Source organism: Kocuria sp. NBRC 114282 (assembly GCF_030268385.1).
Taxonomy (GTDB): domain Bacteria; phylum Actinomycetota; class Actinomycetes; order Actinomycetales; family Micrococcaceae; genus Kocuria; species Kocuria palustris.
The window spans coordinates 130,764-147,007 of sequence record NZ_BSQO01000002.1; the positions used below are offsets into that span (position 1 = coordinate 130,764).

The following is a 16,244-nucleotide window of genomic DNA, read 5'->3' on the forward strand; positions in this document are numbered from 1 at the left end:
CTCCTCGAGTTGGGGAGCCGGCGTCGTTCCGGGCGAGGAGGATCGCGGCACCGCCGATGCGGCGGGCTGGTGACAGATCAGCAGGCCATCAGCTCTGATGGCCTGCTGATCTGCCACCAGCCGGGACTGCGGCGGATCAGTCCTCGGGATCCGTCGAGGCCGGGGGCACGATCGACATCTGCCCCGTGCGGGCATCGACGGTCGCGGTGAACGACGGGCTGCGCAGCATGCGCAGGACCAGCAGCGCGAAGGCCACCAGCACGATCGTCGAGACGACGCCCGTCATGTGGATGGCCTGTGTGTAGGCCTGCCCGGCGGCGTCGATCAGGCGCTGGCCGCCGTCGGACTGCGCGCCGATCGCGTAGGCGCCGCCCAGCGTCTCGCGAGCCGCCTGGGTGCTCTCGGCGTCGAAGCCGTCGGGGACCCGCAGGAAGCGCTGGTAGAGCCCGGTGACGATCCCGCCCACCAGCGAGGTGCCCAGCACGGAGCCGAGTTCGTAGCCGGTCTCGGAGATCGCCGAGGCCGAGCCCGACTTTTCCGGGGGGACCGAGCCGACCACGAGCTCGGTGGACAGCGTGGTCGAGAAGCCCAGCCCCAGCGACAGCACGGCGTAGCCGAGGGTCAGCGGCCACCAGGACTCGTTCGCGAACACCGCGATCACGCCGTAGCCGGCCGCGATGAGCAGCACGCCGGTGACCACGACCGTTCGGGGGCCTGCGGTGCCTGCCCAGCGGGCGCCCACCAGGCCGGAGACGATGGCCAGGGTCATGCCCGGGATGATCATGAGCCCTGCGGTGAAGGAGTCCATGCCCACGACGAGCTGCATGTGCTGGGTCAGGAAGAACAGGAAGCCGAACTGCGCCATGTTGGAGGCGATGTTCACCAGCACGCCGCCGGAGAAGCGGCCCGAGCGGAACAGCCCGAGCTCGAGCATGGGGTGGCTCAGCCGGCGCTGGCGCAGCACGAACAGGGTTCCGAAGGCCAGGCCCACGAGCATGGTCACCACGGCGGTGAGGAGAGACCCGGCGGTGGCCGCGGTCTTGATCCCGTAGACGATCGGGGTCATGGTCAGGATCGCCAGAGCGGCGGAGATCAAATCCAGCTTGCCGGGGTTGGGATCCCGCGACTCGGGCAGGACCAGCGGGGCCAGGACGGCGAAGAGCAGGCAGAAGGGAACGGGCGCCAGGATCGCGGCGTGCCAACTGAACCAGGTGAGCAGCCCTCCGCCGATGATCGGCCCCAGCGCCGCTCCGGCGCTGAAGCCCGCGGTCCACACAGCGATCGCGATGCGGCGGGAGGCGTCGGACGGGAAGAGCACGCGGATCAGGGACAGAGTGGCCGGCAGCAGCATGGAGCCGAAGATGGCCACGGCCACACGGGAGGCGATGAGCATCTCGGGGCTCGTCGAGAGCCCGCCGGCCACCGACGACAGGGCGAAGCCGACGGCGCCGATCATCAGGAGGCGTCGACGGCCGATGTGATCGCCCACGGTGCCCATCGGGATCAGCAGCCCGGCCAGGATCAGCGGGTAGATGTCCACGATCCACAGCAGCTGGGTCCCGGTGGGGCGCAGATCCGCGCCGATGTCCGGCAGGGCGAAGCTCAGGGTGGTGGTGGTGACGGCGACGGTGAGCACCGGGAGCATCAGGGCGGCTAGCCCGATCCACGCGCTGCGCTGGGTGCCCTGCTCCTGGGCGGCGGTCTGGGCAGTGGACACGCTGACCTCCTCACATGCTCTCGGCTCGCGATCTCGAGCGCGGCCGGGGCTGTGCCTCACCGGCGGCTCGGGCGAGCGGTGGCTTCTCGGTGCGCCGTGACAGCGGCGCCCGCGTAACTGTACCGTCTGGACGGTATGGTTTCACGCGAGTGTCGTGAGGCTCACCGCAGCGGCGCAGGACGATCGGATCGACCCGTCGGGTCGACGAGGGAAGGAGGCGGCGTGGCACGCAAGCCCCAGGCCCGGGAGCGGCTCCTCGACGCCTTCGACCGGATCGTCGTGGATGAGGGGGAGCGCTCGGCGACCCTCGAGGCCGTGGCGGCGCGCGCCGGGGTCTCCAAGGGCGGGCTGCTCTACCACTTCTCCACCCGGCAGGAGCTGGCCGACGCCTCGGTGGAGCGCATGCGGCAACTCGCCGAGGAAGGCACGCAGGCCATGGAGGCCTCCGCCGAAGGCTCCGCCCGGGCCTACCTGCGCTCCTCCCTGTGGGCCGATACCGCCCTGGACCGCTCGATCCTCACGACCTCGCGCCTGGTCCAGAGCGGCGATCAGGGTGCGCGGGAGGCCATGCTGGGCCTCGAGGCCCGCTGGTACCGGATGCTCGAGGCCGAGCTGGGCGATCCTGTGACCGCCCAGGCCGTGCTGCACATGGGCGACGGGCTGTATCACAACGCCGCGCTCGGGATCCTGGCTGATCGCGCGCAGGACCGCGAGGCGGTCATGGAGCAGCTGCTCGAGGCGCTCGAGCGGCTTCGCCCGAGCTCCTGAGCCGCGGTCTCAGTCCTGGTCCTCGGCGCTCTCGCGGCGCGCGCGGGCGGCATCCAGGCGGTCTCGGGCGCCGTCGAGCCACTGCTCGCAGCGATTGGCCAGTGCCTCGCCGCGCTCCCACAGCGCCAGCGACTCCTCCAGCGCCGTGCCGCCGGCCTCGAGCTTGGACACGGTGGCCACGAGCTCCTCGCGGGCCTGCTCGTAGCCCATGGACTCGATGTCGGAGAGGTCCGGGGCGGCACCGGGGGAGGACGGGGTGGTCTCGGTCATGAGTGCGGTCCTTTCGGGGAAAGCGGTGATCGTGGGTCAGTCGTCGCGCAGCTGTCCGGGGCGGCGCTCGGAGAGCTCGAGGGTCCGCACCGACAGCTCGCCTGCGGCCAGGCGCACCGTGAGCTCGTCGTCCACGGCCACCTGATCGGTGCCGCGCACCACGGCGCCGCTGTCATCCTGGACCACGGCGTAGCCGCGGTTGAGGGTCTCCTGCGGGGACAGCGCGCGCACCCGCAGCTTCATCTGCTCGATCGCGGTGCGGTCCCGTTCGATCCGGTGGGCGGTGGTGCGCTGGGAGCGCTCGCGCAGGCGGTCGATGTCCTCCTCGCGCACCAGGATCATGCCCTCCGGCTGGTCCAGGACGGGGCGGGAGCGGATCGACTCCAGGGCTCGCTGCTCCCGGTCGAGGAACTGGGTCACCGCGCGATCCAGCACCGCTCGGGCGCGGGCGACGTTCGCCTTCTCCTCCACGAGGTCCGGGACCACGCGCTTGCCGGCGTCGGTGGGCGTGGAGGCGCGGACGTCGGCCACGTGATCCAGCAGCGGCTGGTCGTTCTCGTGGCCGATCGCCGAGATCACGGGGGTGGTGGCATCGGCGACGGCGCGCAGCAGGCGCTCGTCGCTGAACGGCAGCAGGTCCTCGAAGGCGCCGCCGCCGCGGGCGATGATGATGACGTCGACGTCCGGGTGGGCGTCGAGCTCGGCGAGCGCGCCCATGACCTGGCCTGCAGAGGCGGCGCCCTGCACGGCGACGTTGCGGATCTCGAACTGCACCGACGGCCACCGCAGGGACGCGTTGCGCACGACGTCCTTCTCGGCATCCGAGTTGCGCCCGGTGATCAGCCCGACGCGCTGGGGCAGCTGGGGGATCGGGCGCTTGCGCTCGGCGTCGAACAGGCCCTCCTCGGCCAGCGCGCGGCGCAGCTGCTCGATGCGCACCAGCAGATCGCCCAGGCCCACAGGACGCACGCCGTGGCCGATCATCGACAGCCGCCCGGTCTTGGTCCAGTAGTCGGGGCGGACCTGGGCGACGACCCGCATGCCCTTCTCGAGCGGGGTCTCCAGGGCCTGCATCTCGCGAGGGAACAGGGTCACGGGGACCGAGATCTCCTGGTCGACGTCGCGCAGGGTCAGGAAGGTGACGCGCGGGCGCTCGTTGATCTCGATGATCTGGCCCTCGACCCAGGTGGGGTCGCACCGGGCGATGTACGCGTGGAGGTTCTCGGCCAGCAGCCGCAGCGGCCACGGGTTCTCCGGCGTGGTCAGCCCCGCGCGCGGGGCCGGTGCCGGGCGCTGATCGCCGGCGGGGGGCTGTTCCGTCATGTTCCATGCATACCACCCGAGTCGTGCAGGTCACGGGTCCGACGCCGGTGGGTGGACAGCCTGTCCCGGTAGCGTGGTGCGCATGACTGCTCAGCGCTCCGAGACCCCCGCCGGAGGCCTTCCCTGGGACCGGCCTGCGCCCGCGGCGCGACGTCGCGGTCCCGGTGCGCTGGGCGTTCTGCGCACCGTCGTGGCCTCGGTCCTGGCGCTGTGTGCCGGGCTGGCGGCGGTGATGGCCGTGGCGACCACCTGGATCGATGACACCGTGATGGATCGCGAGGGCTTCTCGGCGCTGTCGGAGGACCTGCTGGCCGATCAGCAGCTGCGCGGCGAGATCGAGGACATGGCGCTGGACTCCGCCTCCCAGGCCGTCCAGAACGCCGACACCGGGGACATCCCGCTGGGCGGGACGATCACCGGCTGGGTGGACCGCAGGGTGCAGTCGACCATGAGCGACTACTTCGACGGCGACGCCTACCAGCAGGACATGCGCGAGGTCCTCGAGGGCACGTACGACGCCAACGTCGCCGCTGCCGAGAGCCCCGACGGCGCCCCGGAGGACCTGCAGGTCGAGGTCGCGCCGGTCATGGACGGGCTCTCCGAGGCGATCAGCGACCGGCTGCCCTTCGGCCTGGAGGTCGATCTGTCCTCGATGGATCTGGTGGGCATCCAGGACGGCGTGGCCGAGATCCCCGACTCGGCCACCGGCCCCGCGCTGGATCAGCTCTCCGAGGTCTCGGATCAGGCGCCGTACTGGTGGATCGCTGCTGCGGTCGCCGCTGTCCTGGCGCTGCTCATCGCCCGGCATCGCGAGTGGGCGCTGCTGGGGGCAGGCATCGGTCTCGTCGGCGGCGTGATCGCAGCCGGGATGGTCCTGCAGGGCTTCGCCGACTCGGTCATGGCCTCCCCGGACCTGGAGGGGGTGGGTCGCACCGTGGTCGATCGGCTGTTCGCGGTGCTCGGCGCGGGCCTGGACCAGCGGCTGAGCCCCTGGCTGTGGACCGGGGTGGCGCTGACCGCAGCAGGGGTGGTCCTGGGCGGGCTGCGCCTGACCTGGCGCCTGGGCGGCGACGACGCCTCCGGCGGTGACTCGACGACCGGGCTGAGCCGAAGCGGTCGGCGGGTCATCGAGGCCTGATGCCGCGTGGCCGCCGGCAGTGATCCGGTGACATGCATGACATGTCCCCGGCACCTGTGGAGCCCGTAGAATGCGGGGCATGTCCGCACCCGTCGCTCTCTCCATGCCCGTCGTCCCCCGCGTGCGCCGCTCTCCTGAGGAGGTCGCGGCGGCAGCGCCCGTCGAAGGGGACAAGAAGGTCCTGCTCGCCTCTCCGCGCGGCTACTGCGCCGGCGTGGATCGTGCGGTGATCGCGGTCGAGAAGGCGCTCGATCACTACGGCGCGCCGGTGTACGTGCGCAAGGAGATCGTGCACAACAAGCACGTGGTCCAGACCCTCGAGGCGGACGGCGCGGTGTTCGTGGAGGAGGTCGACGAGGTCCCGGAGGGCTCGCTGCTCGTGTTCTCCGCCCACGGCGTCTCCCCGGCGGTCGTGAGCTCGGCCGCCGATCGCGGCCTGCAGACCATCGACGCCACCTGCCCGCTGGTGACCAAGGTGCACCGCGAGGCCGTGCGCTTCGCCAAGCAGGGCCGTCAGATCCTGCTCATCGGCCACGTGGGCCACGAGGAGGTCGAGGGCACCTACGGCGAGGCCCCGGACCGCACGATCATCGTCAACGGCCCGGAGGATGTGGCGACGCTCGAGGTCGAGGACCCCGACAACCTCGTGTGGCTGTCGCAGACCACGCTGTCCGTGGACGAGACCCTCGAGATCGTCACCGCCCTGCGCGAGCGCTTCCCGAACCTGCAGGATCCGCCCTCCGACGACATCTGCTACGCGACCTCCAACCGCCAGGGCGCGATCAAGGAGATCGCGCCGCAGACGGATCTGGTGATCGTGGTGGGCTCCCCGAACTCGTCGAACTCCGTGCGCCTCAAGGAGGTCGCCGCCGAGTACGGCGCGGCTCGCGCCGAGCGCGTGGACAACGCGAACGAGGTGGACGAGTCCTGGTTCGAGGGCGTGCGCACCGTGGGCGTGACCTCGGGCGCCTCCGTGCCGGAGGTCCTGGTCCGTGACGTCATGGCCCTGCTGGCCGAGTACGGCTACGCCGACGTGGAGGAGGTCGTCACGGCCGAGGAGGACATCCTCTTCTCGCTTCCCAAGGAGCTGCGTGCGCGTCTGACGGCAGACGGCGACGCCACCCGCAACCTCGGAGGCCGCGGAGCACGCCCGGCGCGCTGAGCCTGTCGGCCGATCGACAGGTCAGTCCTACGGCCCCTCCTGCGTCTCCTGGTCCAGCAGCTCCGGGGCTGTGATCGCACGCGGGGTGGACTCGACCGTGGCCGTCTCCAGGCGGTCATCGGCCGGTGCCGTGACATCCAGGTCGTTGAGCCGACGAGCCGTGGGCAGCACGCGGGTCTCGAGCGAGCCCACGAGCTTGTTGTAGGTCTCCACGGAGCGGCGGATGGACCCGCCCATGGCGCTGAGGTGCCCGCCCACGGTGCCCAGCCGGTCGTAGAGGTCCCGCGACAGCTGCAGCAGCTGCGAGGCGTCCTGGGCCAACGACTCCTGGCGCCAGGAGAAGGCGACCGCCTTGAGCGAGGCAAGCAGGGAGACCGGCGACACCAGGGCCACGCTGCGCGCTGCAGCGTGATCCAGCAGCGAGGGATCCGCCTCCAGCGCGGCCGACAGCGCCGACTCCACGGGCACGAAGCACAGCACGAGCTCGGGCGAGCCGACGCTCGAGGTCCAGTACTTCTTGGAGCCCAGGGCGTCCACGTGCGCTCGCAGGGCATCGGCGTGGCCCTTGAGCAGCTTGGTCCGGGCGGCGAGGGCCGGCTCCGAGCCGTCGTGGCCGAGGTCCTGGGCGCGCAGGTACGAGGCCATGGGGGCCTTGGCATCAACGATCAGCCGCTGCTCCCCGGGCAGCTTCACGACCATGTCCGGACGGTGCGCGCCGTCCTCGGTCTGCACGTGGACCTGCTCCTGGAAGTCGACGTGGCGCAGCATCCCCGCGGCCTCCACCACGCGGCGCAGCTGGACCTCGCCCCAGGTGCCGCGGGCGGAGTTGGAGCGCAGCGATCCGGCCAGTGATCCCGTGACGCGCTGCAGCTCGGCGTCCGCCTCCCGAGCCTGCTCGAGCGCGCGGGAGACCTCCCCGAACTGCTGGGAGCGATCCTTCTCGAGCCGGGTCACGTGCTCCTGGACCCCGCGCAGCCGATCGGCCAGCGGAGCCAAAGCGGTGAGGACGTCCTGGTCCTGAGCAGAGCGCTCCTCCAGCGCGGCCACCCGCTCGGTCTGCAGTCGGGAGCTCTCCTGCGCTGCGGCGAGCCGGCGCTGCAGCTCGGCGTTGTCCTGACGCATGCTCTCGAGCTCCCGGGCGTCCGCTCCACCGGCCGCACCACGGGAGGCCAGCAGCCAGCCCACGGCCAGCCCGGCCACAGCGCCTGCGATGAAGAGCAGCAGGGGGAGGACGATGCCGAGGGAGGAGGTCTGTTCCATGCGACTCAGATTCTCAGCCCGCTCCGACAGCACAGCGCGGCCCTGTTCTCGGACGGAGCCGCGCTGCGACGAGAACCCTCAGTAGGTCAGAGGCTCCACTCCCAGCCTTCGGAGTCGAAGAGCGGGGCATACACCAGCGTGCCGGAGGAGTCGGTCACGTCGAGGATCAGTGATCCGGAGACGTTCTCACCCGGGCCGATCTCATCGGGCAGGGATTCGCCGGTGTCAAGGCACATGTAGCTGGCCACAGTGCCGATGTCATTGGCCGTGCGACCGGAAGAGTCCACGAACTTCCAGTCGTACGGATTGAACATCATGGAGTTGATGTAGAACAGTTCCTCCAGGTCCTCGGCGGAGCCGGTGGTGGCCATGATGTCGACCTTGACGAAGGACTCGTTCTCCGGGGCCTCCGCGTAGGGGCTGGTGCACTGGAAGTCCGACTGGATGTCGGTGACCTTGAAGGACAGCGCCTTCTCCCCGGAGGAGGCGGTGAGGCTCGCCTCCTCACCGACCCGCTTGGGGATATTGCCGCGCTCGCTGAGACCGGAGGCGTCAGTGGCAGGCTTCGCCGCCGCATCGCTATCGGCCGCCTCCGAGGCCTGCCCCGAGGCCTCGGCGGAATCGTCGCCGTCGGCCGCGGGGGAGTCCGCTGCGGCTTCCGGGGACGCCTCGGCGGAGGGCTGATCCTCGGCCGGGGCCGTCTGCGTCACCGTCACGGTCTCCGGTGCCGGCTCGGGCTCGTCGGAGGAAGAGTCCGGAGTGCATCCGGACAGCGCCAGCGTCAGCCCCAGGAGGCTCGCGGCGAACAGGGGGTGACGGGGGTGGGACACAGGGGCCTCCGGGTTCTCGGGCATTCGGCCATCGTTCAGGCTGTGTCCAACATCCTAGGAGGTTCTCCATGCGAACCGATGCACTGACAGCTCAGAGCCACCCGTTGTCCTGCGCCGCCCGTGCTGCCGCGGCGCGATTGGCCGTATGCGTCTTGCCGATCGCCGAGGACAGGTGGTTGCGCACCGTGCCCTGGGACAGGTGAAGGCGGGCGGCCATCTCCTTCACGGAGGCGCCGTCCAGGGCGATGCGCAGGACGTCGCGCTCGCGCTCGGTCAGGGGGCTGCCGCCGGTGATCAGCGACTCCTCGGCCAGGGAGGGGTCGATCACGCGTCCACCGCCGTGGACGGTGCGCACCGCGGCGGCCAGCTGCTCGGCAGGCGTGTCCTTGACGACGAAGCCGCGTGCCCCCGCCTCCAGCGCCCGGCGCAGGTACCCGGGGCGCCCGAACGTGGTGACGATGAGGCTGCGGCACCCGAGCTGCGCGTCCCGCAGGGCGGCGGCGGTGTCGATGCCGTCGAGGCCGGGCATCTCGATGTCCAGCAGCGCCACGTCGGCCCGGTGCTCGCGCGCCAGGTCCACGACCTCCGTTCCCGAGCCCGTCTGGGCGACGATCTCGAGGTCCCCTTCCAGCTCCAGCAGCGCGGCCAGGGCGCCGCGGACCAGCGCCTGGTCATCGGCCAGCAGCACGCGGATCTTCTCGGTCATGGCAGCCGCACCTCCAGTCGGGTTCCGGGTCGATCGGGGGAGGCATCGGCGGCGCTGAGGATCAGCTCGCCGCCTGCCTGGCGCACTCGCTCGCGCATGCCGCGCAGGCCGTTGCCCGTGCCCGCGCCCGGATCGGTTCCGACGCCGTCGTCCTCCACCACCAGTCTGCCGGGTCCGGCCTCCACCGTGCAGACGGTGGCCTGGGCATGGCGGATCACATTGGTCACGGCCTCGCGCAGGCACCAGGCCAGCAGGGTCTGCTGCTCGGCCGGCAGACCAGCAGGGCCGGGCAGCCGTGCCTCGATCTCGGCGGCGTCCAGGGCCGTGCGCGCCGCGCCCAGCTGCGCCGCCCACTCGGGGCTGTGCAGACCGCCGACGGCCTGCCGCACCTCGCTGGCGGCCTCGCGGGACAGTGCGAGCACCTCGTCGAGCTCGGCGATCGCGCGCTGCGGGTCGCGCTCGACCATCCGGCGAGCGAGCTCGGTCTTGACCGTGATGACGGTCAGCGAGTGCCCCAGCAGGTCGTGGACGTCGCGTCCCAGCGATTCCCGCTGCTGCGCCAGGAGCAGTTGCTCAGCGAGGTCGCGTGTGCGCTCCTCGCGGTCTATCACGGAGGCCAGCACGGCCATCAGGACCGAGGACATGGCGATGACCGGGACGGCCCAGAACAGGTGCTGAGGCCACACCCAGATCAGCAGGGCCGCCGTCAGCGCGTCGAGCACCAGGATCCACATCACGCGGGAGCGCACCGAGGGGAGGCGGAATGCGAGCAGCGCCACCAGGAAGGGGAAGCACCCCAGCACCGACCCGCCCAGCAAGGGGGTCAGCAGGGCGAGGCACAGAGTCAGACCGAACAGCCACATCAGGGTGGCCGGGGTGCGCGGCAGGCGGCTCAGGGCGCCCGGCTCCCACCAGGACAGGACGTAGACGACGGCGAAGAGCAGCAGGAGCCCGACGCCGACGGCCATGGCCGCCGGGCCGTGTGCGCTGCGCAGCAGACCGACCACGGGGAAGGCCAGGAAGATCAGCCAGATGGAGGCATAGAGGGTCGATCCGACGCGCTCGTCGTGCGTGGTCTCGGCGGGGGAGATGGTCATGCCCGTGCCGTCGAGCGCCGGGCCGCCAGCAGGGTGGTGACGGCGAAGATCGCGGTCCAGGCGAGCACATTGACCAGAAGTCCCAGCAGGCTGTCCTCCTGTGCGGCGTTCATCCCGGTGGTCATCCCCTCCATCTGCGGCCAGGAGGCCAGTCCCTTCAGCCCGTACATGGGAGTGAACTTGGCGATCTCCAGCAGCGTCCCGGACAGCGGCATGAACAGGTTGCCGAAGAACGCGAGCACCACGAGCAGGCCCGAGGCGGCCCCGACGGCGGACTCCGAGCGGAACAGCAGCCCGAAGGTCAGCCCGTAGAGCGCGAACATGGCCGAGGCCGCCACGGTGATCAGCCCGGTGGAGAACCAGATGCCGATCGGGCCGATGTCGGCGCCCGTCAGCGCAGCCACGATGAAGACGACGATCACCGGAAGCGCTGCGATGGCCAGCGCCACCAGGACCTTCGCGGCGGCGTACTCCGCCTGGCGCATGGGAGTCAGCCCCAGCAGTCGGCCCCATCCCTTGGAGCGCTCGACGGCTGCGGTGCCGGCGATGTTGGTCGTGGCCACAGTGGCTCCGTAGACGGCCATGGAGACGGCGATCGTCCCCGCGACATTGCCTGAGCCGGCGGGGAAGTCGCCGAACTCCGTGAGGGCCCCGAACATCAGGTACAGCGCAGAGGGCAACACGATGACGAAGAACAGGCTCTCGACCATGCGCAGATTCCGTCGTAGGTCGTAGGCGGCGTAGCGCAGGACGGCCAGGACGGGGCTGCGTCGAGCTGCAGAGACAGGCGAGGGCGCTGCCTGCGCGCCGTGTGCGGTGGAGGTGGTCATGAGGAGGGCTCCTTCATCCGGGTGGACGGCTGTCCGGGGACGCTCAGGCGTCGTCGTCGGCGGTTGTCGAGGTCAGTCCCACGAAGGCCTCCTCGAGGCCGGCCTGGACGATCAGCAGGTCGCTGGCCCGGGTCGTGGTCAGCAGCGTGCGGGCGATCATGTCGGTATCGGCGCCGCTGAAGACGGTGCGCTCCGGGGTCTGCTCGATCTGCACGCCCTCCGGAAGTCGGCTCAGCACGGAGGCCGGATCGCCGTCGGCGGGATCCCAGCGGCAGGTGACGCGCCGCAGCCCGCCCATGGCGCGGATCTGCTCGGTCGTGCCGTCGGCGATGATGCGCCCGGCGCTCACCACGACGATGCGGTCGGCGAACTGCTCCGCCTCCTCGAGGTAGTGGGTGGCGAAGATGATCGTGCGCCCCCGCTGGGCCTCCTGGTGCATGGAGGCCCAGAACTCGCGTCGCACGGTCACGTCCATGCCGGCGGTGGGCTCGTCGAGCACGAGCAGCTCGGGCTCGCACAGCAGGGCCAGGGCGAAGCGCAGACGCTGCTGCTCGCCTCCCGAGCACTTGGAGACCTTCCTGCGGGCGATGCCGGAGGCTCCGGCGCGCTCCAGCGCCTCGTCGACGGGAAGGTGGCGGGGATGCTGCGTGGCGACCATGGCCACGGTCTCGCGCACGGTCAGGTCATCCAGCAGGGCTCCGCTCTGCAGCACCGCCGACACCCGTCCCTGGTTGACGGCCTGGCGCGGGGGAAGCCCGAGGACGCGGCAGGTCCCGGACGTGGGGTCGGTGAAGCCCAGCACCATATCCAGCGCTGTGGTCTTGCCAGCGCCGTTGGGGCCCAGCAGGGCGACGATCTCGCCTTGGGCGATCGTGAGATCCAGTCCGTCGACGGCTGCGACCCGGCCGGAGCGTGTGCGGAAGCTCTTGTGCAGGTTGTTCAGCTCGACAGCCGGGGGAGCGACGGGCTCCGAGCGGGGGTCTGGGGCATCGGGTGCTGTGCGCATGCCCCCATGGTCCACCGCGCGGGGCCCTGTCCGCCGTCAGGAGGTGTCACGACCTGGCCATGACAGATGGCCCATATGTGCGGGACGATCCCGACGGGATCAGTAGATGCCGTCGGGGCTGGTCGCCCTCTGGTTGTAGTCCTTGACCACGGAGGGGTCGAGGGGCAGGCTCCCGGGCTCGACGATGCGCCCGCCGGCGATGCTGCGGATCACCACCGTGTTCGTGATCCGGCCGGCCCCGCTGGTGCTCGAGGCGCCGTCGCGGAACGTGAACAGGATCTGCGGGTTCCTGCTGGAGCGCGATTCGCTCGTCACGCGGGTCGCTGCCGGGATCATCCACTGCAGGCGCGTGGTGCGGGTGGCGGGATCATATGCGGAGTGGAGGACGCGGCGACGCGAGATGGTCGACGGGGTGGGTGCTCCGAGAGCTGGCATGGACTCCTTTCGCGGTGAACTGCGCCCGGGTGTCGTCGAAGTCACGGGGTCCCGCACTCATGCGAGTGCGGGACCCCGTGGCCTTGGAGCCGAGATCTGAGATCTGTCGACACAGGTCAGGCGGTCGGCGGGAACTCGCCCTCGTGGTCGACGGAGTCGCTCGCGTCGTTCCAGGTGAAGGTCGACTCGGCGCGGCCCTGGGGTGCGGCGTTGGGTTCGTCACCCTCCAGATACCGGTAGGTGATGGAGATCGAGCCGTCGTCGATCCGCTCGATCTGCGGGACGAAGGCCTGCGGCTCGGCCGTGGCAGTGCCCTTGTAGATGCCGTGGTGGAACAGCATCACGCTGTTGGCCGAGGAGGCGGTGCCGCCGTGCGGGACGACGATCCACGACAGGTCGGCGCAGCGGTCGTAGCCGGAGGTGTCGGCATGGTCGAGCAACTCCGTGCTGTCGTCGGCGCTGAGGACGAGGGCGCCCCAGACGGAGACGGCCTCCTCTCCGGTGAGGTCGGAGCAGGACTGTGAGGGCTGGTTCTGGGGTGGGGCGACGTCGGCGGCATGCGCTGCGGTGCCGGTGCCGAGCAGCAGAGCGGAGGCCGCTGCGCCGGCGATGACGGAGTCTCGGAGCTGGGTGCGGTTCATGAGTCTCACCTCGTGAGGGTCGATCGTGCTGAAGCGACTGGATTTCGGTGCTCAGAAAGGCCGCCGCCTGCCCAGGGGTCGGGCGGCGGAGAGGGGATCAGAAGGTGTCCGGGAACTCGCCCGAGTGCTCGACGGAATCGGACGCCTCGTCCCAGGTGAAGGTGGACTCCGTGGTGCCCTCGAAGCCGACGGCATCGTCGCGGTGGCCGTAGGGGTACTCGATGCTCAGGGTGTCGTCGTCCACCCGCTCGATCTCCGGGGTCCACTCGTAGGCCTCGGCGGTGTCTGTGCCCAGGTACTCGCCGTCGTGGAAGAGCATCACGATGAAGTAGCCCGGGCTGCCGGCCGGCACGCCCTCGTCGGTGGCGTAGCTGACGGTGATGGCCGAGAGGCCGTCGCAGGGGTCGTAGTGCTCGGTGTCGGCCATGCCGCTGTCGGCGGTCCAGGTGTAGTGGCCGTGGTCGGCGTCCGGCAGGTCGTCGGCCTTCTTGTCGAAGGCCTCCTGGCCGGTCAGGCCGTCGCACTTCTCGGCGGCGGCGGCCTGGTCGGCCTCGTACGGGTCAGTGGGTTCGGTTCCGGGGCCGGCGGGGGCGGCCTGTGCCGCGACGCCCGAGCCCAGGAAGAGCAGGGAAGCCGCTCCGGTGGCGATGGCGGTGCTGCGGATCTGCTTGCTGTTCATCGTGCTCACCTCGTCGAGGTGTCCTGCATCGCGATTTGCGATGGCACCTACGTTTGCAGTCGCGATTCGCGGTCGCAAGGGGTTGTGATCGGACCGTGATGTTCGGCCGCTGGGCGGACCGCCGCGCCCGTCGCCGGTAGGGTGTCCTCCCGTGGCTCTTACTATCGGAATCGTCGGTCTCCCCAACGTCGGCAAGTCGACCCTGTTCAATGCGCTGACCCGCAACACCGTGCTCGCGGCGAACTACCCGTTCGCCACCATCGAGCCCAACGTGGGCGTGGTCAGCCTTCCGGACGAGCGCCTGGATGCGCTCGCGGGTATCTTCGGGTCGCAGAAGATCCTCCCGGCCACGGTGTCGTTCGTGGATATCGCGGGCATCGTGAAGGGCGCCTCCGAGGGGGAGGGGCTGGGCAATCAGTTCCTCGCCAACATCCGCGAGGCGCACGCCATCGCCCAGGTGGTCCGCGCCTTCGACGACCCCGACGTGGTCCACGTGGACGGGAAGATCGATCCCGCCTCCGACATGGAGACCATCAACACCGAGCTGGTGCTCGCCGACCTGCAGACCCTCGAGAACGCGATCCCGCGCCTGGAGAAGCAGGTCAAGATCAAGAAGGCGGACCCCGCCAAGCTCTCGGCCTATCAGGCGGCCTACGAGGTGCTCTCCGAGGGGCACACGATCTACTCCCGCAAGGACTCGCTGGAGCTCGATCAGATCCGCGACCTCACGCTGCTGTCGGCCAAGCCGTTCATCTTCGTCTTCAACTGCGACGAGGGCGTGCTCGGCTCGGCCGAGCGCCAGGCTGAGCTGGCCGAGCTCGTGGCCCCGGCCGAGGCCGTGTTCCTGGACGCCAAGCTCGAGTCCGAGCTCGTGGAGCTCTCCGAGGAGGAGGCTGCCGAGATGCTCGAGATGTCCGGGCAGGACGAGGCCGGCCTGGACAAGCTGGCGCGTGTGGGCTTCGAGACCCTCGGGCTGCAGACCTACCTCACCGCCGGCCCCAAGGAGGCCCGTGCCTGGACCATCAACAAGGGCGACACCGCTCCGCAGGCTGCCGGTGTGATCCACACAGACTTCGAGCGCGGGTTCATCAAGGCCGAGATCGTGTCCTTCGACGACCTCGTGGCCGCCGGCTCCATGGCCGATGCCAAGGCCGCCGGCAAGGTGCGCATGGAGGGCAAGGACTACGTCATGCAGGACGGGGACGTGGTGGAGTTCAGGTTTAATGTGTAAAAACCCCGTATTTCCAGGGGTTTAGGCGCATCTGCTCTCACCTACGATCAAGACTCGCGTTCCGATCTAACGTTTCAGTGCGGTCAGGAGCGGCTGCAGCCCAGGCTGCGGGTGTTCTTGAGCGCGTGGCGGCTCGGTCCCATCCATGAAACTCGACCGGATGGATGTCGCGACTGTGCTACATGATCGGTGCGCGTGGACGCCCTGACACTCCTCGAGGTGTGACTTGTATTCACGGGAAGCTGTACTGCCGGACCAACTTGCTGACTCAAAAATCGGCCTGTCTCAATATTCGGATCCCGACACCCGAGGAGCTCACGGCGTTGTGTCGGCGCTGAACTAACCGTCTCCCTTCACCCTGTGAGAGCAGTCGGAGGATCTCGTCCCAGCTTCCGTCTGCCATTCACTGGCGGTGCCGCCTGGCTTCTGTGTTCCACGATCCGAATGTGGATGGTAGCTCGCGCCAGCGCCAGGGAACTAGCGCCAGGATCCGCCGTTCGGCGTAGTAGGACATCGCCGTTATAGCATTAGCTCATGATTAGGACCATCCTCGCGCAACTCTCAGCGGTTGCCTCGATCGTGCTGACAGTGCTGTTGGCTGGCTCTTTGGGAGAACTGCTCATGACACCCTGGAAGGCCATCCTGGTCGTGGTTGTCGTGGCGGTCGCCATCTCGCTAGCTCTGTGGGAAGTGATCACTGCCGTGCGGTTGCGGCCCATTGCGTACAAGGGAAAGAAACGCAACGAACGCATCCAGAAGTACATGGCGAATCTCACGAGGTTCGATGGGCAGTGCGTCGTTTCATCCAACGATCTGAGCTGGGTGTCAGGCGAAGCGTACGAGATGCTCATGAAGAAGGCGGCAGAGCGATCCCTGGTGCTGGTGATGCCGAGAGAAAACGAGATGAGCCGTAAGCTCGTGACGGCCGGCGCGGAGGCGCGCTATTACGGTGACGAAACGTTCCGACTTCGGAGTAGATTCACAGTCGTTAACTCGAACAGGGCTGACGCATGGGTGGCTGTCGGATATGGGCGCAAAGGCGCGCACATGATCCGGGAACTCCACTCCAGTGACGACCCGACGCTGAACATGTCAAAGGACTTGATTGACATGGCCCGCCGTCTTGCAGAGAAGGGGGCAAGGTGACTGAG

The 16,244-nt window shown here is 69.6% G+C and carries 17 protein-coding genes; 5 read left to right on the top strand and 12 right to left on the bottom strand.

From position 1 onward, the window contains the following. Positions 1-136 precede the first annotated feature (136 nt). Entirely contained in the window at positions 137-1,717 is a 1,581-nt protein-coding gene (locus tag QSJ40_RS04250) for an MFS transporter (protein WP_268142405.1), read from the bottom strand. A 222-nt stretch (positions 1,718-1,939) separates the two neighbouring features. Here QSJ40_RS04250 and QSJ40_RS04255 point away from each other — a divergent pair, with 222 nt between their 5' ends. Further along, on the top strand, positions 1,940-2,485 hold the full coding sequence (locus tag QSJ40_RS04255; protein WP_006215478.1) for a TetR family transcriptional regulator: 546 nt from the start codon (positions 1,940-1,942) through the stop codon (positions 2,483-2,485). Positions 2,486-2,494: 9 nt separating this feature from the next. Here the strand turns inward: QSJ40_RS04255 and QSJ40_RS04260 are convergent, their stop codons facing one another. Together QSJ40_RS04260 and xseA are read right to left on the bottom strand one after the other, a co-directional pair. Next, complete coding sequence (locus tag QSJ40_RS04260; RefSeq protein ID WP_006215477.1) at positions 2,495-2,755, bottom strand: exodeoxyribonuclease VII small subunit; 261 nt, start codon at positions 2,753-2,755, stop codon at positions 2,495-2,497. A gap of 36 nt (positions 2,756-2,791) precedes the next feature. After that, positions 2,792-4,078 (bottom strand): exodeoxyribonuclease VII large subunit, encoded by a 1,287-nt coding sequence (xseA, locus tag QSJ40_RS04265; protein WP_006215476.1) that lies wholly within the window; start codon positions 4,076-4,078, stop codon positions 2,792-2,794. A gap of 82 nt (positions 4,079-4,160) precedes the next feature. On the opposite strand from xseA, the gene QSJ40_RS04270 reads away from it, so the two are divergent. Both QSJ40_RS04270 and QSJ40_RS04275 read left to right on the top strand, forming a co-directional pair. Next, a complete protein-coding gene (locus QSJ40_RS04270; protein ID WP_285729068.1) occupies positions 4,161-5,216 on the top strand; it encodes a hypothetical protein in 1,056 nt (351 codons plus the stop codon). A gap of 79 nt (positions 5,217-5,295) precedes the next feature. Continuing rightward, complete coding sequence (locus QSJ40_RS04275) at positions 5,296-6,378, top strand: 4-hydroxy-3-methylbut-2-enyl diphosphate reductase (RefSeq protein ID WP_053448192.1); 1,083 nt, start codon at positions 5,296-5,298, stop codon at positions 6,376-6,378. Between the two features lie 27 nt (positions 6,379-6,405). Here QSJ40_RS04275 and QSJ40_RS04280 read toward each other — a convergent pair whose 3' ends face one another. From QSJ40_RS04280 to QSJ40_RS04320, 9 genes are all read right to left on the bottom strand, one after another. Continuing rightward, positions 6,406-7,638 carry a DNA recombination protein RmuC gene (locus QSJ40_RS04280; protein ID WP_285729070.1) on the bottom strand — a complete coding sequence of 411 codons (1,233 nt, stop codon included), beginning with the start codon at positions 7,636-7,638 and terminating at the stop codon, positions 6,406-6,408. Positions 7,639-7,724: 86 nt separating this feature from the next. Next, complete coding sequence (locus tag QSJ40_RS04285; protein ID WP_285729072.1) at positions 7,725-8,492, bottom strand: DUF4352 domain-containing protein; 768 nt, start codon at positions 8,490-8,492, stop codon at positions 7,725-7,727. Between the two features lie 67 nt (positions 8,493-8,559). After that, positions 8,560-9,174, bottom strand: a complete 615-nt coding sequence (locus QSJ40_RS04290; protein WP_285729074.1) for a response regulator transcription factor — start codon at positions 9,172-9,174, stop codon at positions 8,560-8,562. Then, on the bottom strand, positions 9,171-10,271 hold the full coding sequence (locus QSJ40_RS04295; protein WP_285729076.1) for a sensor histidine kinase: 1,101 nt from the start codon (positions 10,269-10,271) through the stop codon (positions 9,171-9,173). The genes QSJ40_RS04290 and QSJ40_RS04295 overlap by 4 nt, the downstream gene beginning before the upstream one ends. Beyond that, positions 10,268-11,101 carry an ABC transporter permease gene (locus QSJ40_RS04300; RefSeq protein WP_285729079.1) on the bottom strand — a complete coding sequence of 278 codons (834 nt, stop codon included), beginning with the start codon at positions 11,099-11,101 and terminating at the stop codon, positions 10,268-10,270. Before QSJ40_RS04300 ends, QSJ40_RS04295 begins: the two co-directional genes overlap by 4 nt. Positions 11,102-11,144: 43 nt before the next feature. Further along, positions 11,145-12,107: an ABC transporter ATP-binding protein gene (locus QSJ40_RS04305; RefSeq protein WP_051452732.1), complete on the bottom strand. Its 963-nt coding sequence runs from the start codon at positions 12,105-12,107 to the stop codon at positions 11,145-11,147. Between the two features lie 99 nt (positions 12,108-12,206). After that, positions 12,207-12,542, bottom strand: a complete 336-nt coding sequence (locus tag QSJ40_RS04310) for a hypothetical protein (RefSeq protein ID WP_024291019.1) — start codon at positions 12,540-12,542, stop codon at positions 12,207-12,209. Between the two features lie 116 nt (positions 12,543-12,658). Further along, the gene (locus QSJ40_RS04315) at positions 12,659-13,183 is read right to left on the bottom strand and encodes an LppP/LprE family lipoprotein (RefSeq protein ID WP_006215466.1); all 525 of its coding nucleotides are present in this window, start codon (positions 13,181-13,183) and stop codon (positions 12,659-12,661) included. Positions 13,184-13,280: 97 nt separating this feature from the next. Continuing rightward, the gene (locus QSJ40_RS04320) at positions 13,281-13,862 is read right to left on the bottom strand and encodes an LppP/LprE family lipoprotein (RefSeq protein ID WP_155931028.1); all 582 of its coding nucleotides are present in this window, start codon (positions 13,860-13,862) and stop codon (positions 13,281-13,283) included. A gap of 151 nt (positions 13,863-14,013) precedes the next feature. Between QSJ40_RS04320 and ychF the strand changes: the two genes are divergently transcribed. Further along, positions 14,014-15,093 carry a redox-regulated ATPase YchF gene (gene ychF, locus QSJ40_RS04325; RefSeq protein WP_053446988.1) on the top strand — a complete coding sequence of 360 codons (1,080 nt, stop codon included), beginning with the start codon at positions 14,014-14,016 and terminating at the stop codon, positions 15,091-15,093. A 534-nt stretch (positions 15,094-15,627) separates the two neighbouring features. Beyond that, positions 15,628-16,239 carry a hypothetical protein gene (locus tag QSJ40_RS04330; protein WP_285729092.1) on the top strand — a complete coding sequence of 204 codons (612 nt, stop codon included), beginning with the start codon at positions 15,628-15,630 and terminating at the stop codon, positions 16,237-16,239. The last annotated feature ends 5 nt before the right edge of the window (positions 16,240-16,244 follow it).

Coding starts and splice junctions, on each gene's coding strand:
- QSJ40_RS04260 (WP_006215477.1), bottom strand. CDS start 2,755: ATGACCGAGACCACCCCGTCCTCCCCCGGTGCCGCCCCGGACCTCTCC.
- xseA (WP_006215476.1), bottom strand. CDS start 4,078: ATGACGGAACAGCCCCCCGCCGGCGATCAGCGCCCGGCACCGGCCCCG.
- QSJ40_RS04270 (WP_285729068.1), top strand. CDS start 4,161: ATGACTGCTCAGCGCTCCGAGACCCCCGCCGGAGGCCTTCCCTGGGAC.
- QSJ40_RS04275 (WP_053448192.1), top strand. CDS start 5,296: ATGTCCGCACCCGTCGCTCTCTCCATGCCCGTCGTCCCCCGCGTGCGC.
- QSJ40_RS04280 (WP_285729070.1), bottom strand. CDS start 7,638: ATGGAACAGACCTCCTCCCTCGGCATCGTCCTCCCCCTGCTGCTCTTC.
- QSJ40_RS04285 (WP_285729072.1), bottom strand. CDS start 8,492: ATGCCCGAGAACCCGGAGGCCCCTGTGTCCCACCCCCGTCACCCCCTG.
- QSJ40_RS04290 (WP_285729074.1), bottom strand. CDS start 9,174: ATGACCGAGAAGATCCGCGTGCTGCTGGCCGATGACCAGGCGCTGGTC.
- QSJ40_RS04295 (WP_285729076.1), bottom strand. CDS start 10,271: ATGACCATCTCCCCCGCCGAGACCACGCACGACGAGCGCGTCGGATCG.
- QSJ40_RS04300 (WP_285729079.1), bottom strand. CDS start 11,101: ATGACCACCTCCACCGCACACGGCGCGCAGGCAGCGCCCTCGCCTGTC.
- QSJ40_RS04305 (WP_051452732.1), bottom strand. CDS start 12,107: ATGCGCACAGCACCCGATGCCCCAGACCCCCGCTCGGAGCCCGTCGCT.
- QSJ40_RS04310 (WP_024291019.1), bottom strand. CDS start 12,542: ATGCCAGCTCTCGGAGCACCCACCCCGTCGACCATCTCGCGTCGCCGC.
- QSJ40_RS04315 (WP_006215466.1), bottom strand. CDS start 13,183: ATGAACCGCACCCAGCTCCGAGACTCCGTCATCGCCGGCGCAGCGGCC.
- QSJ40_RS04320 (WP_155931028.1), bottom strand. CDS start 13,862: ATGAACAGCAAGCAGATCCGCAGCACCGCCATCGCCACCGGAGCGGCT.
- QSJ40_RS04330 (WP_285729092.1), top strand. CDS start 15,628: ATGATTAGGACCATCCTCGCGCAACTCTCAGCGGTTGCCTCGATCGTG.